Here is a 16,921-nt window from a genome sequence, read left to right as displayed (position 1 = left end):
GACCTACCCCCATGTTGAAGATCCGTCTCGCCCGTGGCGGCGCCAAGAAGCGCCCCTACTACTCGATCGTCGTCGCCGACAGCCACTCGCCCCGCGACGGCCGCTTCATCGAGAAGGTCGGTACTTACAATCCCCTGCTCAAGAAGGATGACCCCACGCGGATCACCCTGAAGCTGGAATCCATCGAAGCCTGGCTGAAGAAGGGCGCCCAGCCCACCGACCGCGTCGCCCGTTTCCTCAGCAACGCCGGCCTGGTGCAATGGGCCCACGGCAACAACCCCACCAAGGGCAAGCCGGGCAAGAAGGCCGAGGAACGCGCCGGCGAGCGCGCCAAGCGTGAAGAAGACCGCGCCGCCGCCGCCGCCGAACTGGCCGCCAACCCGCCGCCGGCCCCCGAGCCCGAGCCCGAAGTTGTCGAGGCTCCGGCTGAAGAGGCTCCGGCCGCCGAAGCCCCCGCCGAAGAGGCCCCCACCGCCGAAGCTGAAGCCGCTCCGGCCGAGGCCGCTGCTGAAGAGGCTCCCGCCGCTGAAGAAGCTCCCGCCGCTGAAGCTGAAGCCGCGCCTGCCGAAGCCGAAGCGGCTCCGGCTGACGACGCCGACAAGCCCGCCGAGTAGTGGCGGAGGCTCTGATCCAGGTGGGCCGGGTCGCGGGCGCTTTCGGCGTCCGCGGCGAGGTCCGCCTCAGCGCCTATACCGAGGACCCCCTGGCGCTCGTCTCCTACAGGACGCTGCTGCGCCAGGACGGCTCCCTTGGGCTGACGATCACGCAAGGCCGCCCCGCCAAGGGCGGCCTTGTCTGTCGCTGCCTGGAGATCGAGACCAAGGAACAGGCCGACGCCCTGCGCGGCCTGCGCCTCTTCGTCCCCAGAGCCTCGCTGCCCGAGCCGGATGAGGACGAGTTCTACCTGACCGACCTGGTCGGCCTGCGGGTCGAGACCCCCGAGGGCGCGCCGCTGGGCGCCATCAAGTCCGTCCAGGACTTCGGGGCCGGCGACATCCTGGAAATCACCCCGGCCGAAGGCGGCCCGACCTGGTACCTGCCCTTCACCCGCGAGGCCGTGCCACAGGTGCTGATCGGCGAGGGCCGGGTGGTGGCGATCAAGCCGGAAGAAGTGGAGTAACGCGCCTCCTCTCCTCTACCGAGGAGAGGTCGACTCTGAGCGCGAAGGCGCGAAGAGCGGGTGAGGAGATTCCCACGCCGGCCGGCACCTGATCCCCCACGCCCACACCAAGCTGAACCGCCTGCGGCGGCCACCGTGGGAATCTCCTCACCCGGAGGCAGCGCCTTCGGCGCATGCCTCTCGACCTCTCCTCTACCGAGGAGAGGAGTTGTGGCGCGGCGCCATCCGCTCTCTAATTCCGCCACGGAACAGGGAGAAGGACGATGAGCTACATCAGCGGCTTCGTGCTCGCGGTCCCCACCGCCCGCAAGCAGGACTATATCGACATGGCCCGCAAGGCCGCGGAGGTCTTCAAGGACTGCGGCGCGATCCGGGTGGTCGAGTGCTGGGGCGACGACGTGCCCGACGGCAAGGTCACCGACTTCAGGATGGCGGTGAAGGCCGAGCCCGACGAGACGGTGGTGTTTTCCTGGGTCGAATGGCCGTCGAGGGAGGCCTACGACGCCGGCAACGAGAAGATGATGGCCGACGAGCGCATGCAGCCGGGCGCGATGGAGGTGGTGTTCGACGGCAAGCGGATGATCTACGGCGGTTTCGCGCCGATGCTCGACGAGCGCTTCGGCGGCTAGTCCTTCACCCGCATCAGGCATTCCTGCGCCACCGAGGCCAGCAGGCGGCCATCGCGGCTGTACATCTCGCCTCGCAGGAACCCGCGGCCCTGCGACGTCGACGGGCAGTCCTGGTCGAACAGGATCCAGTCGTGAAAGTCGGACGGGCGGTGGAACCACATGGCGTGGTCCAGGCTGGCCGACTGCAGGCCGGGGGTCTGCCAGGTCAGGCCGTGGACTCGTAGCGCCGTCTCCATGAAGGCCATGTCGGAGGCATAGGCCAGGGCGGCCTGCTGCAGCTTGATGTTGTCGCCGATGGGGGCTTTGGAGCGCATCCAGACCTGCTTGCGCGGCGGCTTGGGGACGGGGTTGAAGATGTCCTGCGGGTCGGGCCAGCGCACGTCGACCGGGCGGCGCTTCATATGCTCGATCATCTGCGGGGGCAGCTTGCTGTTGTCGGCCAGGGCCCGGTCCCATTCGGTGAGGATGTCCTCGGGGCTGGGGGCGGCGGGCATGGGAAACTGGTGCTCCAGCCCCTCCTCCTGGACCTGGAAGCTGGCCGCCAGGTTGAAGATCTGCTTGCCGTTCTGGATGGCGATCACCCGGCGGGTGGTGAAGCTGCCGCCATCGCGCGAGCGGTCGACCTCGTAGAGCACGGGGATGCGCACATCGCCCGGGCGGATGAAATAGGCGTGCAGGGAATGACAGACCCGGTCCTCGACCGTCTCGTAGGCGGCCAGCAGCGCCTGGGCGATGACGAACCCGCCGAAGATGCGCGGGAAGCCGTCATTGGGCGAGACGCCCCGGAACAGGTTCATCTCGATCGGTTCGAGCGCCAGGGTCTCGATCAGGTTTTCAGTCTCTTCCATGGGGGCGCTTTAGGCCGGAGCGGGAGAGGGGGCAAGCGGGAGTGATTGCCAGACGCGCGGCGCCAATTCAGTGTGCGGTCATGAACAGGGTTCAGCCATTCGTCGCCGCGCTTGCCGCCCTGGCCATCGGCCTAGGCCCGCCGCTGGCGTTCGCCGCCGAACCGGCGCCGGCCGTGCCTGCCGTCCAGGGGCCGATCAAGGCGACGGCGGAGGAGTGCGCCCTGGTCGGCCTTGTCATGACGTCCCAACTCCGGCCCGGCATGAACCGCGACGTCTATTCGATCGACGGCCCCTACCGCGACAATCGGGCCGGCTCGCAGGACTTCGCCGTCCGCCTGCGCGCCCGCCTGCCGACGCTGACGCCCGCCCTGGCTCTGGAATTTGCCCAGGACATCATGGCCCCCGCGCCCTACGTCTATTACATGGACTGCGACTGGGCCGCCTACGGGCAGCCTGCCAGGGTGGAGCCCAGGGTGTGTTTCGCCCCGGATGGACCCTGCGAGACCATCCAGGAACCCATGCCGCCCTTCATCAACGTGGCCCGTCCCTGGATTTCGCGGTCGGGCCAGGACGCCCTGGTTCGGCTGAAAGTGCCGTTCAGCGTCGATCAGGGCGACAGCTATATCTGTCATCTGCGCCGAACCGCCGCCGGGTGGACCATCGCCGGCTGCCAGCGCCAGCAATACTGAGGCCTCAGGTCCCGCCAGCGGCGGGTTGCGGTTGTCCACGCGCCGTGCTGACTTCGGGTCATGAACCGCCAAGCCCAGCGCCTTGCCGTCGTCGCCATCGTCCTGGCCCTGGCCGCAAGCGGACCGGCGGCCTCCCAGACGCAACCGGCGCAAGCGATGCCGGCGCCCCGGCCCCAGGCGTGCGTGCCCACGGCCCTGGCCATCCGGGCGCTCGCCCCGGAGGGCGCGTCTCCTGTCTTCCTGTCCTTGGAACGTTTCCACCAGTTGGATCAGGACACCCTGGTCTCGGCTCTGCGCGCCGGGGCGCCTTCGATCGACGCCTACACGCTCCGGGACTTCTACAAGCAGATCAAGGCCGGCGATGGCGGCGCCTACGACCTGGCCTGCGACTGGGCGGGCCTGGAGGTGTCGGCTCCGTCGGATGGCCGCGCGCCGATGCGAATCTATCATCCCCTGGTCTCCAAGGATGGCCGGGAGGCGCTGGTGATGATCGAGGCGCCGGGCGAGAACGGCGGGGTGCGTGTCTGCCATCTCAAGGCCAGCGGCAAGGCCTGGGCGTCCATGGCGTGCCGGGTCCAGATTTTTTAGGGCTCAGCCGCTGAACGCCGTCCGCTGCTGTTCCAGGATGCGCTCGGCGGTCGTCATGGGGTCTTCGTCCAGCAGGACCAGACCGTTGCTGACCAGGCCGACGAAGCCGTGCACGGTGGTCCAGGCCATGGCCATGCCGGCGGCGACGGTCAGGCCGCCGGGCCGGGGGGTGGCGGCCACCGCCTCGCCCAGGACCGCGCCGCAGCGCCCGCCCGCCTCGGCCATCTCGCCGTCGGGGACCTGCAGGTAGGTGGGGCGGAACATCATCGTATAGAGGGCCGGATGGGCCAGGCCGAAGGCGACATAGGCCCGGCCCGTGCCCTTGAGGCGATCGAACGGGTCGTCGCCGGCGGCGTCGCGGGCCGCGATCATCGCCTCCGTCAGCTTGTCGAAGGCGTGGGCCAGCACCGCCGAGATCAGGGCCGCGCGGGTGGGGAAATAATGGGCCGGCGCGGCGTGGCTGACCCCGGCCAGCCGGGCGCAGGCGCGCAGGGAAACCTTGTCGTCCGTCTGGGCCTCGATCAGCTGGGTGGCGGCGTCGAGCAGGGCGGCGCGCACATCCGAGGGTCGCGACTTCCGAAGATTCGCGGTTAAGCTACCGTTGTTCGGCAAATCGCCAACTCCTGCTTGACACTGTCAAGCGGACACTTTATCAGCTTGACACTGTCAAGCAAAGGGGAGCGCCAAATGAACTACGCCCAGCTTTTCGGCATCGCCAACCTCATCGCCCTGGTCACCTGGGCGGCCCTGGCCCTGGCCCGGTTCGTCACGCCGCTGCGCCGCTTCGTCGATCCGGCCGCCAGCTACTGGGTCCCGGCCCTGTTCGCCGCCGGCTATGTCTGGCTGATCGCGCCGGGCTTCGTCGGCGTCCTGCAGCACAACAGCTTCGGCTCCCTGGCCGGGGTGGCGACGCTGTTTGCCGATCCCCGCAACCTGCTGGCCGCCTGGGTGCATATCCTGGCCTTCGACCTTTTCGTCGGCGGCTGGATCGCCCGCAAGAGCGCCGAGGAGAACATCTCGGCCTTCCTCGTCGTCCCCATCCTGCTCTTCACCTTCATGTTCGGCCCCGGCGGCTACCTGACCTTCATGCTGGTCCGCCTGGCCATGCGGAAAGGCGCACCATGACCACCTTCGACACCGAGACCCGCCCCGCCGCCCTCGGCCTGCGCGGCTGGAACCCGCCGCTGACCTGGGCGGGCCTGGCCTTCCTGGCCATGATGATCCCCACGGCCTGGCTGGCCCTGCACGACCCGCGCACGTTCAACGGCGTCAATGTCTGGGACAAGCCGCTGAAGTTCGAGCTGTCGATCGCCATCTTCCTGCTCATGGCCGGCTGGGTGTTCACCCGTCTGCCGAGCGGCTGGGCCCGCACCGGCTGGGGCCGCTACACGGTCTGGACGCCGATCGTCGCCTCGCTGGGCGAGATGGCCTACATCGCCTGGCGCGCCAGCCGCGCCGAGGCCTCGCATTTCAACCAGTCCACGCTCACCGCCATCGTGCTCTACGCGGTGATGGGGGTCGGGGCCCTGGCCCTGAGTTCCACCGCCCTGGTCCAGGGAATCGCCGTCCTGAGGACGCCCAACACCGCCGGCGACAACCCGGTGTTCCGCGCCGCCCTCGGCTGGGGCCTGGTCCTCACCTTCGTGCTGGGCGCCAGCCTCGGCGGCTATATGAGCGCCCAGACCAGCCACTGGGTCGGCGGGATTCAGAGCGACGCCGCCGGCCTGCCCCTGTTCGGCTGGTCGACCACCGGCGGCGACCTGCGCCCGCCCCACTTCCTGGGCATCCATGCCAGCCAGATCATCCCGGTCGCCGCGCTGGTCATCATCCGGCTGTTCGGCAAGGCGGCGGGGCTGCTGACGGGCCTGTTCGTCGCCGGCTACATCGCCCTGGCCATCGCGGTGTTCGTCCAGGCGCTGATGGGGCTGCCGCTGATCGCGCTTTAGCCATCATCCCCGTGCTAAAGGGGCGGCGTTCCATCCGGAGTTTCCGATGTTCGCCGCCCCGCTTCTCGCCGGCCTGATCCTGGCCCAACTGCCTGCCGGCCCCCCGCCTGTGAGCCTGGGCTTCGGCGAGGCTCTGGCCCGGGCCGAGCGCTACGAGAGCGACGCCAAGGCCGAGGCCTGGCGCGCCGCCAAGCTCGACCCCTTCCTCGACGGCCGTATGGAGCCGCTGTTCGCCAAGTGCGAGGCCGGCATGACCGCCCCGGTCAGCTTCACCCTGGTGATCAGCTTCAAGGCCGGCCGCTTCGACCGCATCGAATCCAACGACGACGGCCCGGTCGCCCGCTGCATGGCCGACGCCTTTGAGCGCTTCCCCTATCCCGCCCCGCCCTATCCCGACTTCGCCGAAGAGGTGCGGATGAAGCTGACGGGCGGACGGTGAGCCTGGCCGCCGTCATCCTGGCTGGAGCGGTCCTGACCGGCGGCGGCGACGCCGAATGCGCGGTCCTGGCCGCCGCGGCCGCCTTGCTTCGCGACACCCAGGAATTCTCGTCGGGGGACGTCAGCCAGACGGCCCTGCCGACCCGGACCCTGGCCCCGCCATCCGGCGGTCCCAATGAATTCAAGGGCCTGCGGATGACGTCCGGGCGACGCGACCTGGCCGAATGTCCAGGCTGGATCGCGCAGGCCAAGGCCAATGGCTGGACCCTCGCCGCGCCCAGCCGTCGCCAGCTGACCTACCCGGGTCCATCGAATCTGCGATGGTTTTCCAGGCCCGCCTTTTCCCGGGACGGGCGGACCGCGCGCGTGATCTTCGGCAGCGGAGGCCGGTGGGGCGGGGTGATCCTGGACCTTCGCCTGACCGAGACCGGCTGGGTGGCGGACGACGAACGCACACTCTTCGTTACCACGGACTGACGGGGCTAGGCGGCGCCGGAGGCCCATGCGAGGCTCGCCCCATGCTCCTGCTCCCCCTGATCCTCGCCGCCGCCCTCACCACCCCGGCCACCCCCACGCCCGGCTATGCCGAGGCCCTGGCCCGCGCCGAGCGCTACGAGAAGCAGTTCAGCGAATTCCGCATCAAGACGCTCTTCGGGATGCTGGGGCCGCATATTCCCGAACTGGTGAACCGTTGCTCGCCGGGTCCCCGTCCGACGAAGCGGGAGTTCAAGCTGATCCTCAGCTATGCCGACGGCCGGTTCGCCAAGGTCGAGACGGACAACGCCGACCCGGCCGCTGCCTGTTTCCAGGCCGCGCTCGCCGAGCTGACCTATCCGGCCCCGCCGGTCCCCGACTTCGCCGAGGAGATGACCATGGTCCTCGAGGCGGACGACGCCCGGCCGCCCGGCGCGCCCGATAAGCACTGACAGAGGGGCCGGCGGCCATGAAATCCGTCTTCATCGTCCTGGGGGTCACGGCGATCCTGGCCGCGGCGGCCTATGGCCTGTTCGGCCAGTGGGGGCGACCGATTGAGCCGGGCCCCTTGGTGCGGGCCAACGCCGACGAATGCGCCGTCGCGGCGCTGGTCAGCCAGGGCTTCGGTGAAGGGACGACGAGGGTGGAATGGCCTGGCCATCGCATCGTCAACCCGCCCAGCCTCTATGCCCGCCTGATCAGCCTGCCCCAATATTTCCGGAAGGAACTGCACCGGACCTTCCCGGCCCTGACGGAACCTGAACTACGGGCCCTGGCGCGGGCCGAGTTGCAAGGCGAACTCTCGCCCGGCCCCTATCGTCTCGATTGCGATTGGCGGGCCCTGGGCTCGCCGCTGACGCCGGCGAGCGGCCGGACCTATCGGCACGCCTTGAGCCAGCCGTTGATCGCGGGCGACCTCGCCGTTGTCTCCTATTCGCATGGCAGGGCGCTGGCGGCCATGGGCGGCCAATGCTTCTATCGCCGCATCGCCGGTCAGTGGCGCCGCCAGGCCTGTGGCGGCGGCTGGATCTCCTGAGGACGCCGGGGTGGAAGCATGGCGCGAGACGAAATGACGGTCGCCCGCTCGGCTCTGCTGGCCCTGATGATACTGGCGCCGATGCCGAGCAGCGCCCAGCCGGCCCCCGCGCCTTCCGCTGACTGCGCCGTGATCGCGGCGGCCGTCGAGGATTGGGACGAATTGCGCAACACCCTGTCTCCCGACTTCATAGAACGCCTGGATGAGCCGTCGCCGCCCTGGCCGCTGCAAACCCTGGAGGGGCAGCTGGAGCTGCCCGGTCCGAGAATGCCCCTGCTCACCGGGAGTTGCCCCGCGCCCGACGGCCGGCCTGTCAGGGTGATCCAGCCGCTTTATTCCGCGGATCGCAAGCTGGTCCTGGTCCGGCTGTATCAACGCGGCTCGTGGCGGGGCTACCTGCTCGAGCCAAGCGGCGAGACCTGGGTGGTCCGCGTGAGCCGTCCGCTCTGGCCACTCGAGAAGCCGATCGACATCGAAGGGGTCATCTAGCTGTCGCGTCCGGGCCCGCTGCGCTACAAGCCGCGCCCATGTCCCCCCGAACGTCCTTCGACGCCACCGTCCTGACCATGTTCCCGGAAGCCTTCCCCGGCCCGCTCGGCGTGTCGCTGATCGGCACGGCCTGGCGCGAACAAGGCCTGTGGAGTCTGGAAACGGTGGACATTCGCGGCTTTTCCAAGGATAAGCGCGGCTTCCTCGACGACACCCCTGCCGGGGGTGGCCCGGGGCAGGTGATGAAGGCGGACGTGATCGGGGCTGCGCTCGACAGCGTGGAGATCCGGGGACGGCCGCTTTTGTGCATGAGCGCCCGGGGTCGGCCCCTGACCCAGGCGCGCGTCAGAGAGTGGGCCAAGGCGCCGGGGATCATCGTCCTCTGCGGGCGGTTCGAGGGGGTGGACCAGCGGGTGCTCGACGCCCGGGGGTTCGAGGAGGTCGCCGTCGGCGACGCGGTCCTGGCCGGTGGCGAGGTCGCGGCGATGCTGGTGATCGAGGCCTGCGTTCGACTGGTCCCGGGTGTGCTGGGACAGGCCGAAAGCATCCGTGACGAAAGCTTCGAGGACGGGCTCCTCGAATATCCGCAGTACACGAGGCCGCGGACGTTCGAAGGGCTGGATATCCCCGAGGTGCTGGTGTCCGGCGACCACGGCAAGGTCGCCAAATGGCGCCAGCAGATGCGTGAAGAGACCACCCGCGAGCGGCGGCCCGATCTTTGGGCGGCCTACCTCGCCAATCAACAGGCAAAGGGCGGCAAAGCCCAAGGAGAATAGAGTTATGGCGATCAATGTGATCAAGCAGCTGGAGAAGGAAGAGACCGAGCGTCTCGCCGCCCTTCGCAAGACCCCCGAGTTCCAGCCCGGCGACACCGTCCGCGTCAATGTGCGGATCAAGGAAGGCGAGCGCGAGCGGATCCAGGCCTATGAAGGCGTCTGCATCGGCCGCCAGGGCGCCGGCCTCCACGAGAGTTTCACGGTCCGCAAGATCAGCTTCGGCGAAGGCGTCGAGCGGGTCTTCCCGATCATGTCCCCGATGATCGAATCCATCGAGGTCAAGCGCCGCGGCGTCGTCCGCCGCGCCAAGCTCTATTACCTGCGCGACCGCCGCGGGAAGAGCGCCCGTATCGCCGAACGCGCCATGGGCAGCCGCGAGCGGCCGGAAGCCGACGCCGAGTAGGCTTCGGTTCAGGTTTGAGTTCGAGAGGCCCCGCTGGAAACGGCGGGGCTTTTTCTATTCCGCCCCCGGCGGGGGCGGACGACCTCGCCAGAGCGAGGTCCGGTGAGGGTTTCCAAAGCCGTGCGGTGGTCGGCTGTGATTGGTTGCGGCCTGTGTGCCAGGCGCCTCGCCACGGCGGACGGCTGATACTCTCGACTTGTCGCCGCACGGCCTTGGAAACCCTCACCTGGCTGCTCACGGGCGCGCTGCGGGCGCGCCTCGGAGCGGCCGTCCGCCCCCGCCGGGGGCGGAGTAGTCAGGCCAGCATCTCGCGCCACCTCTGCACCACCGGCATGAAGTCGTCCGGCTCGCGCTCGTAGAGCAGCGTCCCCTCCGGAAACCCCGTCCAGCCCTGGGCGCTCGAGGTCCAGAAGGCGGCGGCCGGGACCAGCCAGCCGGTGTCGTCCAGCGTGCCCGGCCGCAGGGTCACGGTCTGGGGTCCGCGCGGCGGCTCGGTGAAGAGCCGGGTCCCGCAATCCTCGCAGAACCGTTGCGGGATGACCCGCCCGCTCTCCGCCGTCCGCGCCCAGGTCGCCGGCTCGCCCCGGGTCAGGGCGAAGCGCTCGCGCAGCAGCGGCATGGCCAGGCTGAAGGCCGCGCCGGTGAGCTTCTGGCAGTCGGTGCAACAGCAGGCGAAGACCCCGATCGGCGCGCCGCTGACCTCGTAGCGGATCGCCCCGCAGGCGCAGCCGCCGTGGATGGGGAAGGCGGGCAGGGTCACGGTCATCGCGCGCTCTCCTTCACATACTCGGCCAGCCCGGCCACCAGATGGTCGAACATCAGCCGCATGCGGCGGCTGGCCTTGAGGTCCTCGTGCATGGCCACCCACATCTCCAGTTCGAACTGGAACTGGCCGTTCAGGATGGGGACCAGATTGGGGTCGCGGGCGGCGATGACCGGCTGGCAGGCGCAGATCCCGACCCCGGCCCTGAGCGCCGCCAGCTGGGCCAGGTCGCTGTCGGTGCGATAGGCGAATAGCTCGCGATGGATGGTCAGGCCCGTCCGGCCCATGATCTCGTCCAGGGTGCGGATCGAGGGGATGACGCGGTCATAGCCGATCAGGCTGTGGTTGGCGGCCAGGTCCTCCAGGTCGCGCGGCTCGCCCCGGGCCTGCAGATAGCTGCGATGGGCGTAGAACTGCAGCCGCACGCTGCCGATGCGTTTGGCGGTCAGGGCGGCCTGGGTGGGCGGGGTCATCCGGACGGCGATGTCGACATCGCGCCGCAGCAGGTCCTCCACCGCGTTGGAGGGCGACAGCTCCAGGGCCACGCCCGGATGCTCGCGGTGGAACTCGGCCAGGATGGCGGGCAGCACCTCGCTGCCGACGATCTCGCTGGCGCTGATGCGGATGACGCCGCGCTCCGGGTCGGCCCCGCCGGCGGCGGTGCGGACCAGGGCGGCGGCGGCGGCGGACATGGCCTCGGCATGGGGCTTCAGCGCCAGGGCCGCCTCGGTGGGGTTGAGGCCGCCGGGCGAGCGGGTGAACAGCGAGAGGCCCCCCAGGCTGGCCTCCAGCGCCTCGATATGGCGGCCGACCGTGGGCTGGGCCAGGCCCAGGCGCCGGGCCGCGCCCGACAGGCTGCCGGTCTCGATCACCGCCAGCAGCGAGCGGTAGAGGTCCCAGTCCGGTCCGCGGCTATCCATGCGGATATGTATAGCGGCGCTACAGCTTTCGACAATTCCGAATAGGCGGCGGCGGGATCATCTTGCAGCCAAGCAAGGAGACTTCCCCATGACCCCTCCCAAGACCGCTCTCGTCATCGGCGCCACCGGCGGCTTCGGCTCCCACACCGCGCTCGCCCTGATCAAGCGCGGCTGGACCGTCCGGGCCCTGGCCCGCGACCCGGCCTCCGCCGCCGAGCGGATGGGGACCCGTACGCCCATCGACTGGGTGAAGGGCGACGCCATGGATGCGGCCAGCGTGGTCGCGGCGGCGAAAGGCGCGGACCTGATCGTCCACGCCGCCAACCCGCCCGGCTATCGCAACTGGAAGGGGACGGTGATCCCGATGCTGGCCTCGACCCTCGCGGCGGCCAGGGCCAGCGGCGCCCGCATCCTGTTCCCGGCCAGCGTCTACAATTTCGCCCCGGACAGCGGCGCCAACATCGGCGAGACCGCGCCGCAGCAGCCGGTGACCCGCAAGGGCAGGCTCCGCGTGCGCATGGAGGCCATGCTGCGGGAGGCGGCCGAGCGCGACGGTGTCCGCACCCTCGTCCTGCGGGCCGGCGACTTCTTCGGCCCCGGCCCGGGCGGTCAGTCCATGGACTGGCTGACCATCCGCCGCGGCGGCCGGGTCCGCGCCGTCTATGCGCCGGGCCCCAGCCATGTCGGCCACGCCTTCGCCTACCTCCCTGATCTGGGCGAAACCGCCGCCCGCCTCGCCGACCGCGAGGCTGAGCTGCCGGCCTTCGCCGCCTTTCATTTCACCGGCCACTGGCTGGGCGGCGCGCAAGGGCTGGCCCAGTCGGTCCGCCGGGTGCTGGACCAGCCGAACCTGCCGATCCGGCCCTTCCCGGAGGCGGTCATCCGGCTGATCTCGCCCTTCAACGAGACCCTGCGCGAGCTGCTGGAGATGCTCTATCTCTGGAAAAAGCCCATTGGCCTCGACAACGCCAGGCTGGTCGCCTTCCTGGGCGAGGAGCCTCACACCGCCCTCGACACGGCGGTGCGGGCGACACTGGACGACATGGGCGTGCTGGAAGAACCACCGGTTCGGCTGTTCCTGCAGCCGGCGTAGGCCAACACCCAAACACCGCTCATCCCCGCGAAAGCGGGGACCCAGGCTTTTTGCTGTTGAGGGCGGTTCTGACAGGTCCGGGCGGCTGAAAGTCCGCTACGAAAAACACCTTGGTCCCCGCTTTCGCGGGGATGAGCGGAGGTGGGGAGTGGTTTAGCCCGCCTTCTCCAGCGGCTGGCAGATCGGCCGCGACTTCAGGTCCAGCTTGCTCAGCTCATTGGCCGGCTTGACCCCCAGGGTCTTGGCGAATTCCAGGTTGCCCTCGGCGATGGCCTCGAGGAGGCGGCCGGTGTTGCGGGCGCTGGCCGAGGCCTCGACCAGGCGCCAGCGGCGCTCGCCGGTGATCGGTTCGTCCTGGCGCCGCAGCGACTGCAGCACGGTCCACTGGTCCTGCTCGCGCTGGGCCAGGCCGTCGAACTGGATCATGCTGTTGTAGAGCAGGCTGTAGATCAGCAGCTTGTCGGCCCCCAGGTGTTTGGACAGCAGGTCGGAGGCCTCGCTGTTCCAGGCGCCGTGGCCGGTGAAGAAGTAGGGGGCGCGGCCGACGTCTTTCCAGGGGCCCTTGGCGCCGCTGCGGGCCAGGACCGCGTCGATGGCGTCCAGCTTGGCGACGATGCAGCCATTGGCCCGCACCCTGAGCGCCAGGACATCGACATAGCTTTCCAGCTCCTTGTCCATCGAGACCTTGATCTCGTTGGCCCGCTCGCGCTCGCGGAAATCATTGGCCACCTCGCCGGCGACCAGGGCGATCAGCACCCCCAGGATGACGATGGCCACCTCGCGCAGGAAGTGGAGGGCGCCGGGGCCGGGGTTGATCGGCAGCTTCATGGGCCGATTTCCGCATGCCGGAGGGCGTTTGTCACCCCGCCCGTTCGACGCAACTTCCTGCCCTGAACGGCCCGTCACCCCTGGACTTGGCGGCACAGCCTGCCTAGATCGCGCCCATGGCCGGCAAGACCCTCTATGACAAGATCTGGGACGCCCATCTGGTCGCCGAGCGCGACGGCGAGAGCGTCATCTATATCGACCTGCACCTGATCCACGAGGTGACCACGCCCCAGGCCTTCGCGGGGCTGCGGGCCGCCGGCCGCGCCGTGCGCCGGCCCGACCGCACGCTCGCCGTGGCCGACCATAATGTACCGACCGAGGGCCAGGCCAAGGGCGTCGACGCCGTCGCCGACGAGGAGGCGCGCCTGCAGCTGCAGACCCTGGCCCGCAACGTCAAGGACGCCGGCATCGAGTTCTTCCCGATGGGCGATATCAGGAACGGCATCGTCCATGTGGTCGGGCCCGAGCAGGGCCGCACCCAGCCGGGCATGACCATCGTCTGCGGCGATTCCCACACCTCCACCCACGGCGCCTTCGGGGCCCTGGCCCAGGGTATCGGCACCTCGGAAGTCGAGCATGTCCTGGCGACCCAGACCCTGCGCCAGCGCAAGGCCAGGAACTTCCGGGTCTGGATCGAGGGCGAACCGCCGCCCGGCGTCGGGGCCAAGGACTATGCGCTCGCGGTGATCGGGGCGATCGGCACGGCGGGGGGCACCGGCTACGTCATCGAATACGCCGGCGACGCCATCCGGGCCCTTTCGATGGAGGGCCGCATGACCCTCTGCAACCTGACCATCGAGGCCGGGGCGCGGGCCGGGCTGGTGGCGCCGGACGAGACCACCTTCGACTATATGCGGGGGCGTCCCGCCTCGCCCAAGGGCGGGGCCTGGGAGCTGGCGCTGGAGAACTGGAAGAGCTTCTTCTCCGACCCGGACGCGAAGTTCGACCGCGAGATCCGCATCGACGCCGCCGCCCTGATCCCCATGGTCACCTGGGGCACCAGCCCCGAGGACGTGGTCCGCATCGACGGCTTCGTCCCCGATCCGGCGACCTACGAGACCGCCGACAAGCGCGCCGCCGTGGAAAAGGCCCTGGCCTATATGGGGCTGACGGCGGGCCAGCCGATCACCGAGGCCCGCATCGACCGGGTGTTCATCGGCTCCTGCACCAACAGCCGCATCGAGGACCTGCGGGCCGCCGCCGCCATCGCCAAGGGCCGCAAGGTGGCGTCCCATGTCGCCGCCATGGTGGTGCCGGGCTCAGGGTTGGTGAAGGCCCAGGCCGAGGCCGAGGGGCTGGACGTGATCTTCCGCGAGGCCGGCTTCGACTGGCGCGAGCCGGGCTGCTCGATGTGCCTGGCCATGAACCCCGACAAGCTGCAGCCGGGCGAGCGCTGCGCCTCGACCAGCAACCGCAACTTCGAAGGCCGCCAGGGCCGCGCCGGCCGCACCCACCTGATGAGCCCGGCCATGGCGGCGGCGGCGGCCATCGCGGGGCACATCGCTGACGTGCGGGACCTGGACTGAGATGCCGACCGTCCTGCGCTGGAACGGCTATCGCTTCTTTTTCTTCTCGAACGAGCGAGGCGAGCCGCCGCACGTCCATATCGACAAGGCCGGCAACACGGCCAAGATCTGGCTGGCCAGCGCGGAAGTCGCCCGCAATGTCGGCTTCAATGCCAGGGAGATTGCCGAACTATCTGCTAAGGTTGAGGCGGAGCGAGCCCAGTTTCTGGAGGCGTGGCGTGAGCATTTCAGCGGTCAAAATTGATCCCCGCGTAGAGAGCGTGGCCGTCGACGACCGGCGGCTTGAGGTCGTGCTGCGCGATGGCCGAACCATTTCCGCGCCCACCGCTTGGTTTCCGAGGCTGGCGCGAGCCGACGCGGCCCAGCGGGCTGACTGGGAAGTTTCGGCGGCCGGATTGGGCATCCATTGGCCGCAGATCGATGAGGATCTCAGCGTCGAAGGTCTGTTGCGCGGCGGCGGCGGCGCGGCCTGAATGATCGACGGTCTGGACCACATCGCCATCGCTGTCCGCGATCTGGACGCCACAGTCGCGTCTTATGAGAAACTGACTGGCCATAGCGCCGACTGGCGGGCCGGCTTCCCCGGCGCCCGTCATGCCTACATCCAGCTGGGCAATACCGCCCTGGACATCGTCTCGCCCACCGGCGAGGGGCCCTCGGGCGATGTGCTGCGGGCCCGGCTCGACAGCCATGGCGAGGGCATCTGGGGCCTGGCCCTGGCCGTGTCCGACATGGCCAAGGTGCGCCACCGGCTGGAGCGGGTCAGCCTGCGCTCCAGCGAGCCGGGCCCGATGACCGGCCTGGCCGAAGACGGCGCGACCCGAACCTGGCTGACCTCGGTCCTGCATCCCAAGGCCACGCACGGGACCAACCTCTTCCTGGTCGATGTCCCGAAGGCGGGGCCGCCCTGGGCCCCGTCCCCGCTGGCCGCCGACCCGGCCGCCGCGGTCTCTGGCCTGGACCACGTCGTCGTGCGCACCCCCGATCCCGAACGGGCCGCCGCCCTCTACGGCGCGCGGTTGGGCCTCGACATGCGGCTGGACCGCTCCAACCCTGACTGGGGCAGCCGGCTGATGTTCTTCCGCCTGGGCGACCTGGTCGTCGAGGTGGCCCATGACCTGAAGGCCGGGGTCTCGGCCGGTCCCGACAGCCCCTGGGGCCTCTCCTGGCGTGTCCCCGATCCTGACGCCGCCCGCGCCCGGCTGGCCGCCGAGGGCTTCGACGTCTCCGAGGTCCGCACCGGCCGCAAGCCCGGCACCCGGGTGTTCACCGTCCGCGACGCCCCGAACGGCCTGCCGACCCTGATGCTGGGCCTGGAGAAGACCCCATGAAAGCCTTCACCCGCCTCGACGGCCGCGCCGCGCCCCTGGCGCTGGCCAATATCGACACCGACCAGATCATCCCCAAGCAGTTCCTCAAGACGGTGGAGCGCGAGGGGCTGGCCAAGGGGCTGTTCTACGACCTGCGCTTCGACGGCGAGGGACGGCCGCGCGAGGACTTCGTGCTCAACCGGCCGGAATACAGGGGCGCCCAGGTGCTGATCACCGGCGACAATTTCGGCTGCGGCTCCAGCCGCGAGCATGCGCCCTGGGCGCTGCAGGACTTCGGCATCCAGTGCGTGATCGCGCCCGGTTTCGCCGACATCTTCTTCGGCAACTGCCTGAACAATGGCCTCTTGACCGTCATCCTGCCCCCCGACCAGGTCGAGGCGCTGATGGACGAAGCCAAGGGGGGCAACCACCTGTTCACCGTCGATCTGGAAAGCCAGACGGTGACCGCCCCGTCCGGCGCCAAATACCATTTCGACATCGATCCGGGCCGCAAGGAAAAGCTGCTCAAGGGCCTGGACGCCATCGGCGAGACCCTGGAGGTGGCCAGGGATATCGACGTCTATGAAATGAAGCAGGCGCTGCAACGGCCCTGGCTGGAGCGCGCCTGATGATCCTGGTGCTGGGAACCGTCCGGCTGCCGGTCGAGAACATCGAAAAAGCCCGCAGTGCGATGGCCGCCATGGTGGCCGGCAGCCGGGCCGAGGATGGCTGTATCGAATACGCCTACAGCGAGGACCTGCTGGACCCCGGCCTGATCTGGGTGACCGAGGCCTGGCGCGACCGCGATTGCCTGAAAGCCCATTTCCAGACGGCCCATATGGCGGCCTGGCGGCAGGTCTGGCCGTCGCTGGGGATTGGCGAACGCAATCTCGCCCTCTACGAAGCCGGCGACCCCGAACCTCTCTAGTTTCCCGCTCATCCCCGCGAAAGCGGGGACCCAGGTGTTTTTCGTTACAGCCTTGCCGCCACTCAGACCTTTCAGAACCGCCCCAAAACAATAAAAAGCCTGGGTCCCCGCTTTCGC

The 16,921-nt window shown here is 69.4% G+C and carries 26 protein-coding genes; 21 read left to right on the top strand and 5 right to left on the bottom strand.

All coding sequences use genetic code 11. The features are described 5' to 3' along the window. Positions 1-11 precede the first annotated feature (11 nt). The 3 genes from rpsP to QO010_RS17265 all read left to right on the top strand — a co-directional run bounded on the left by rpsP (position 12) and on the right by QO010_RS17265 (position 1,749). Positions 12-614 (top strand): 30S ribosomal protein S16, encoded by a 603-nt coding sequence (rpsP, locus tag QO010_RS17275; RefSeq protein WP_442320010.1) that lies wholly within the window; start codon positions 12-14, stop codon positions 612-614. Next, a complete protein-coding gene (gene rimM, locus QO010_RS17270; RefSeq protein ID WP_307351181.1) occupies positions 614-1,120 on the top strand; it encodes a ribosome maturation factor RimM in 507 nt (168 codons plus the stop codon). Before rpsP ends, rimM begins: the two co-directional genes overlap by 1 nt. 263 nt (positions 1,121-1,383) lie before the next feature. Beyond that, positions 1,384-1,749, top strand: coding sequence for a DUF1428 domain-containing protein (locus tag QO010_RS17265; protein ID WP_307351179.1), 366 nt, complete (start codon positions 1,384-1,386; stop codon positions 1,747-1,749). On the opposite strand, the gene QO010_RS17260 is transcribed toward QO010_RS17265, so the two are convergent. Continuing rightward, positions 1,746-2,597 carry an acyl-CoA thioesterase gene (locus QO010_RS17260; RefSeq protein ID WP_307351177.1) on the bottom strand — a complete coding sequence of 284 codons (852 nt, stop codon included), beginning with the start codon at positions 2,595-2,597 and terminating at the stop codon, positions 1,746-1,748. The genes QO010_RS17265 and QO010_RS17260 overlap by 4 nt on opposite strands. An 80-nt stretch (positions 2,598-2,677) precedes the next feature. On the opposite strand from QO010_RS17260, the gene QO010_RS17255 reads away from it, so the two are divergent. After that, positions 2,678-3,286, top strand: coding sequence for a hypothetical protein (locus QO010_RS17255; protein WP_307351175.1), 609 nt, complete (start codon positions 2,678-2,680; stop codon positions 3,284-3,286). A 60-nt stretch (positions 3,287-3,346) separates the two neighbouring features. Continuing rightward, complete coding sequence (locus QO010_RS17250; protein WP_307351173.1) at positions 3,347-3,874, top strand: hypothetical protein; 528 nt, start codon at positions 3,347-3,349, stop codon at positions 3,872-3,874. Positions 3,875-3,877: 3 nt separating this feature from the next. On the opposite strand, the gene QO010_RS17245 is transcribed toward QO010_RS17250, so the two are convergent. Then, positions 3,878-4,432 (bottom strand): TetR/AcrR family transcriptional regulator, encoded by a 555-nt coding sequence (locus QO010_RS17245; RefSeq protein WP_307351171.1) that lies wholly within the window; start codon positions 4,430-4,432, stop codon positions 3,878-3,880. Positions 4,433-4,561: 129 nt separating this feature from the next. Here QO010_RS17245 and QO010_RS17240 point away from each other — a divergent pair, with 129 nt between their 5' ends. From QO010_RS17240 to rplS, 9 genes are read left to right on the top strand one after another with little or no spacing between them, the layout of a single operon-like run. Further along, positions 4,562-4,999, top strand: a complete 438-nt coding sequence (locus tag QO010_RS17240) for an ABA4-like family protein (RefSeq protein ID WP_307351170.1) — start codon at positions 4,562-4,564, stop codon at positions 4,997-4,999. Next, positions 4,996-5,820 carry a hypothetical protein gene (locus tag QO010_RS17235; RefSeq protein ID WP_307351168.1) on the top strand — a complete coding sequence of 275 codons (825 nt, stop codon included), beginning with the start codon at positions 4,996-4,998 and terminating at the stop codon, positions 5,818-5,820. The genes QO010_RS17240 and QO010_RS17235 overlap by 4 nt, the downstream gene beginning before the upstream one ends. A 46-nt stretch (positions 5,821-5,866) precedes the next feature. After that, a complete protein-coding gene (locus QO010_RS17230; protein WP_307351167.1) occupies positions 5,867-6,259 on the top strand; it encodes a hypothetical protein in 393 nt (130 codons plus the stop codon). Further along, positions 6,256-6,735, top strand: a complete 480-nt coding sequence (locus QO010_RS17225; RefSeq protein ID WP_307351166.1) for a hypothetical protein — start codon at positions 6,256-6,258, stop codon at positions 6,733-6,735. Before QO010_RS17230 ends, QO010_RS17225 begins: the two co-directional genes overlap by 4 nt. 41 nt (positions 6,736-6,776) lie before the next feature. Further along, positions 6,777-7,184 carry a hypothetical protein gene (locus tag QO010_RS17220; RefSeq protein ID WP_307351165.1) on the top strand — a complete coding sequence of 136 codons (408 nt, stop codon included), beginning with the start codon at positions 6,777-6,779 and terminating at the stop codon, positions 7,182-7,184. A gap of 17 nt (positions 7,185-7,201) precedes the next feature. Beyond that, a complete protein-coding gene (locus QO010_RS17215) occupies positions 7,202-7,768 on the top strand; it encodes a hypothetical protein (RefSeq protein WP_307351164.1) in 567 nt (188 codons plus the stop codon). 18 nt (positions 7,769-7,786) lie between these two features. Beyond that, positions 7,787-8,257: a hypothetical protein gene (locus QO010_RS17210; protein WP_307351163.1), complete on the top strand. Its 471-nt coding sequence runs from the start codon at positions 7,787-7,789 to the stop codon at positions 8,255-8,257. A gap of 38 nt (positions 8,258-8,295) precedes the next feature. Further along, complete coding sequence (trmD, locus tag QO010_RS17205; RefSeq protein ID WP_307351162.1) at positions 8,296-9,033, top strand: tRNA (guanosine(37)-N1)-methyltransferase TrmD; 738 nt, start codon at positions 8,296-8,298, stop codon at positions 9,031-9,033. 4 nt (positions 9,034-9,037) lie between these two features. Then, complete coding sequence (rplS, locus tag QO010_RS17200) at positions 9,038-9,436, top strand: 50S ribosomal protein L19 (protein WP_307351161.1); 399 nt, start codon at positions 9,038-9,040, stop codon at positions 9,434-9,436. A gap of 295 nt (positions 9,437-9,731) precedes the next feature. On the opposite strand, the gene QO010_RS17195 is transcribed toward rplS, so the two are convergent. Beyond that, complete coding sequence (locus tag QO010_RS17195) at positions 9,732-10,202, bottom strand: GFA family protein (protein ID WP_307351159.1); 471 nt, start codon at positions 10,200-10,202, stop codon at positions 9,732-9,734. Next, entirely contained in the window at positions 10,199-11,119 is a 921-nt protein-coding gene (locus QO010_RS17190) for a LysR family transcriptional regulator (protein ID WP_307351156.1), read from the bottom strand. Before QO010_RS17190 ends, QO010_RS17195 begins: the two co-directional genes overlap by 4 nt. An 88-nt stretch (positions 11,120-11,207) precedes the next feature. Between QO010_RS17190 and QO010_RS17185 the strand changes: the two genes are divergently transcribed. After that, positions 11,208-12,212, top strand: coding sequence for an NAD-dependent epimerase/dehydratase family protein (locus tag QO010_RS17185; protein ID WP_307351154.1), 1,005 nt, complete (start codon positions 11,208-11,210; stop codon positions 12,210-12,212). Positions 12,213-12,365: 153 nt separating this feature from the next. Here the strand turns inward: QO010_RS17185 and QO010_RS17180 are convergent, their stop codons facing one another. Beyond that, positions 12,366-13,040: a hypothetical protein gene (locus QO010_RS17180; protein WP_307351152.1), complete on the bottom strand. Its 675-nt coding sequence runs from the start codon at positions 13,038-13,040 to the stop codon at positions 12,366-12,368. 116 nt (positions 13,041-13,156) lie between these two features. Here QO010_RS17180 and leuC point away from each other — a divergent pair, with 116 nt between their 5' ends. Genes leuC through QO010_RS17150 form a run of 6 tightly spaced genes read left to right on the top strand, consistent with a single transcriptional unit; the run spans position 13,157 to position 16,804 of the window. Then, positions 13,157-14,566, top strand: coding sequence for a 3-isopropylmalate dehydratase large subunit (gene leuC, locus QO010_RS17175; protein ID WP_307351149.1), 1,410 nt, complete (start codon positions 13,157-13,159; stop codon positions 14,564-14,566). 1 nt (position 14,567) lies between these two features. Next, positions 14,568-14,810: a DUF4160 domain-containing protein gene (locus QO010_RS17170; protein WP_307351147.1), complete on the top strand. Its 243-nt coding sequence runs from the start codon at positions 14,568-14,570 to the stop codon at positions 14,808-14,810. Beyond that, the gene (locus tag QO010_RS17165; RefSeq protein ID WP_307351145.1) at positions 14,785-15,039 is read left to right on the top strand and encodes a DUF2442 domain-containing protein; all 255 of its coding nucleotides are present in this window, start codon (positions 14,785-14,787) and stop codon (positions 15,037-15,039) included. Before QO010_RS17170 ends, QO010_RS17165 begins: the two co-directional genes overlap by 26 nt. Then, a complete protein-coding gene (locus QO010_RS17160) occupies positions 15,040-15,897 on the top strand; it encodes a VOC family protein (RefSeq protein WP_307351144.1) in 858 nt (285 codons plus the stop codon). Beyond that, positions 15,894-16,505, top strand: a complete 612-nt coding sequence (gene leuD, locus QO010_RS17155) for a 3-isopropylmalate dehydratase small subunit (protein WP_307351142.1) — start codon at positions 15,894-15,896, stop codon at positions 16,503-16,505. Before QO010_RS17160 ends, leuD begins: the two co-directional genes overlap by 4 nt. Beyond that, positions 16,505-16,804 carry a putative quinol monooxygenase gene (locus QO010_RS17150; RefSeq protein WP_307351140.1) on the top strand — a complete coding sequence of 100 codons (300 nt, stop codon included), beginning with the start codon at positions 16,505-16,507 and terminating at the stop codon, positions 16,802-16,804. The genes leuD and QO010_RS17150 overlap by 1 nt, the downstream gene beginning before the upstream one ends. The last annotated feature ends 117 nt before the right edge of the window (positions 16,805-16,921 follow it).

The organism is Caulobacter ginsengisoli, from assembly GCF_030814835.1.
Lineage (GTDB): Bacteria > Pseudomonadota > Alphaproteobacteria > Caulobacterales > Caulobacteraceae > Caulobacter > Caulobacter ginsengisoli.
The sequence above is the reverse complement of the archived record's forward strand: the minus strand, read 5'-3'. Positions and strand labels throughout refer to the sequence as shown.

Coding starts and splice junctions, on each gene's coding strand:
- rpsP (WP_442320010.1), top strand. CDS start 12: ATGTTGAAGATCCGTCTCGCCCGTGGCGGCGCCAAGAAGCGCCCCTAC.
- trmD (WP_307351162.1), top strand. CDS start 8,296: ATGTCCCCCCGAACGTCCTTCGACGCCACCGTCCTGACCATGTTCCCG.
- rplS (WP_307351161.1), top strand. CDS start 9,038: ATGGCGATCAATGTGATCAAGCAGCTGGAGAAGGAAGAGACCGAGCGT.
- QO010_RS17215 (WP_307351164.1), top strand. CDS start 7,202: ATGAAATCCGTCTTCATCGTCCTGGGGGTCACGGCGATCCTGGCCGCG.
- QO010_RS17195 (WP_307351159.1), bottom strand. CDS start 10,202: ATGACCGTGACCCTGCCCGCCTTCCCCATCCACGGCGGCTGCGCCTGC.
- QO010_RS17230 (WP_307351167.1), top strand. CDS start 5,867: ATGTTCGCCGCCCCGCTTCTCGCCGGCCTGATCCTGGCCCAACTGCCT.
- leuC (WP_307351149.1), top strand. CDS start 13,157: ATGGCCGGCAAGACCCTCTATGACAAGATCTGGGACGCCCATCTGGTC.
- QO010_RS17260 (WP_307351177.1), bottom strand. CDS start 2,597: ATGGAAGAGACTGAAAACCTGATCGAGACCCTGGCGCTCGAACCGATC.
- QO010_RS17220 (WP_307351165.1), top strand. CDS start 6,777: ATGCTCCTGCTCCCCCTGATCCTCGCCGCCGCCCTCACCACCCCGGCC.
- QO010_RS17255 (WP_307351175.1), top strand. CDS start 2,678: ATGAACAGGGTTCAGCCATTCGTCGCCGCGCTTGCCGCCCTGGCCATC.
- QO010_RS17150 (WP_307351140.1), top strand. CDS start 16,505: ATGATCCTGGTGCTGGGAACCGTCCGGCTGCCGGTCGAGAACATCGAA.
- QO010_RS17170 (WP_307351147.1), top strand. CDS start 14,568: ATGCCGACCGTCCTGCGCTGGAACGGCTATCGCTTCTTTTTCTTCTCG.
- QO010_RS17265 (WP_307351179.1), top strand. CDS start 1,384: ATGAGCTACATCAGCGGCTTCGTGCTCGCGGTCCCCACCGCCCGCAAG.
- QO010_RS17190 (WP_307351156.1), bottom strand. CDS start 11,119: ATGGATAGCCGCGGACCGGACTGGGACCTCTACCGCTCGCTGCTGGCG.
- QO010_RS17210 (WP_307351163.1), top strand. CDS start 7,787: ATGGCGCGAGACGAAATGACGGTCGCCCGCTCGGCTCTGCTGGCCCTG.
- QO010_RS17240 (WP_307351170.1), top strand. CDS start 4,562: ATGAACTACGCCCAGCTTTTCGGCATCGCCAACCTCATCGCCCTGGTC.
- QO010_RS17250 (WP_307351173.1), top strand. CDS start 3,347: ATGAACCGCCAAGCCCAGCGCCTTGCCGTCGTCGCCATCGTCCTGGCC.
- QO010_RS17180 (WP_307351152.1), bottom strand. CDS start 13,040: ATGAAGCTGCCGATCAACCCCGGCCCCGGCGCCCTCCACTTCCTGCGC.
- QO010_RS17235 (WP_307351168.1), top strand. CDS start 4,996: ATGACCACCTTCGACACCGAGACCCGCCCCGCCGCCCTCGGCCTGCGC.
- leuD (WP_307351142.1), top strand. CDS start 15,894: ATGAAAGCCTTCACCCGCCTCGACGGCCGCGCCGCGCCCCTGGCGCTG.
- QO010_RS17160 (WP_307351144.1), top strand. CDS start 15,040: ATGATCGACGGTCTGGACCACATCGCCATCGCTGTCCGCGATCTGGAC.
- QO010_RS17185 (WP_307351154.1), top strand. CDS start 11,208: ATGACCCCTCCCAAGACCGCTCTCGTCATCGGCGCCACCGGCGGCTTC.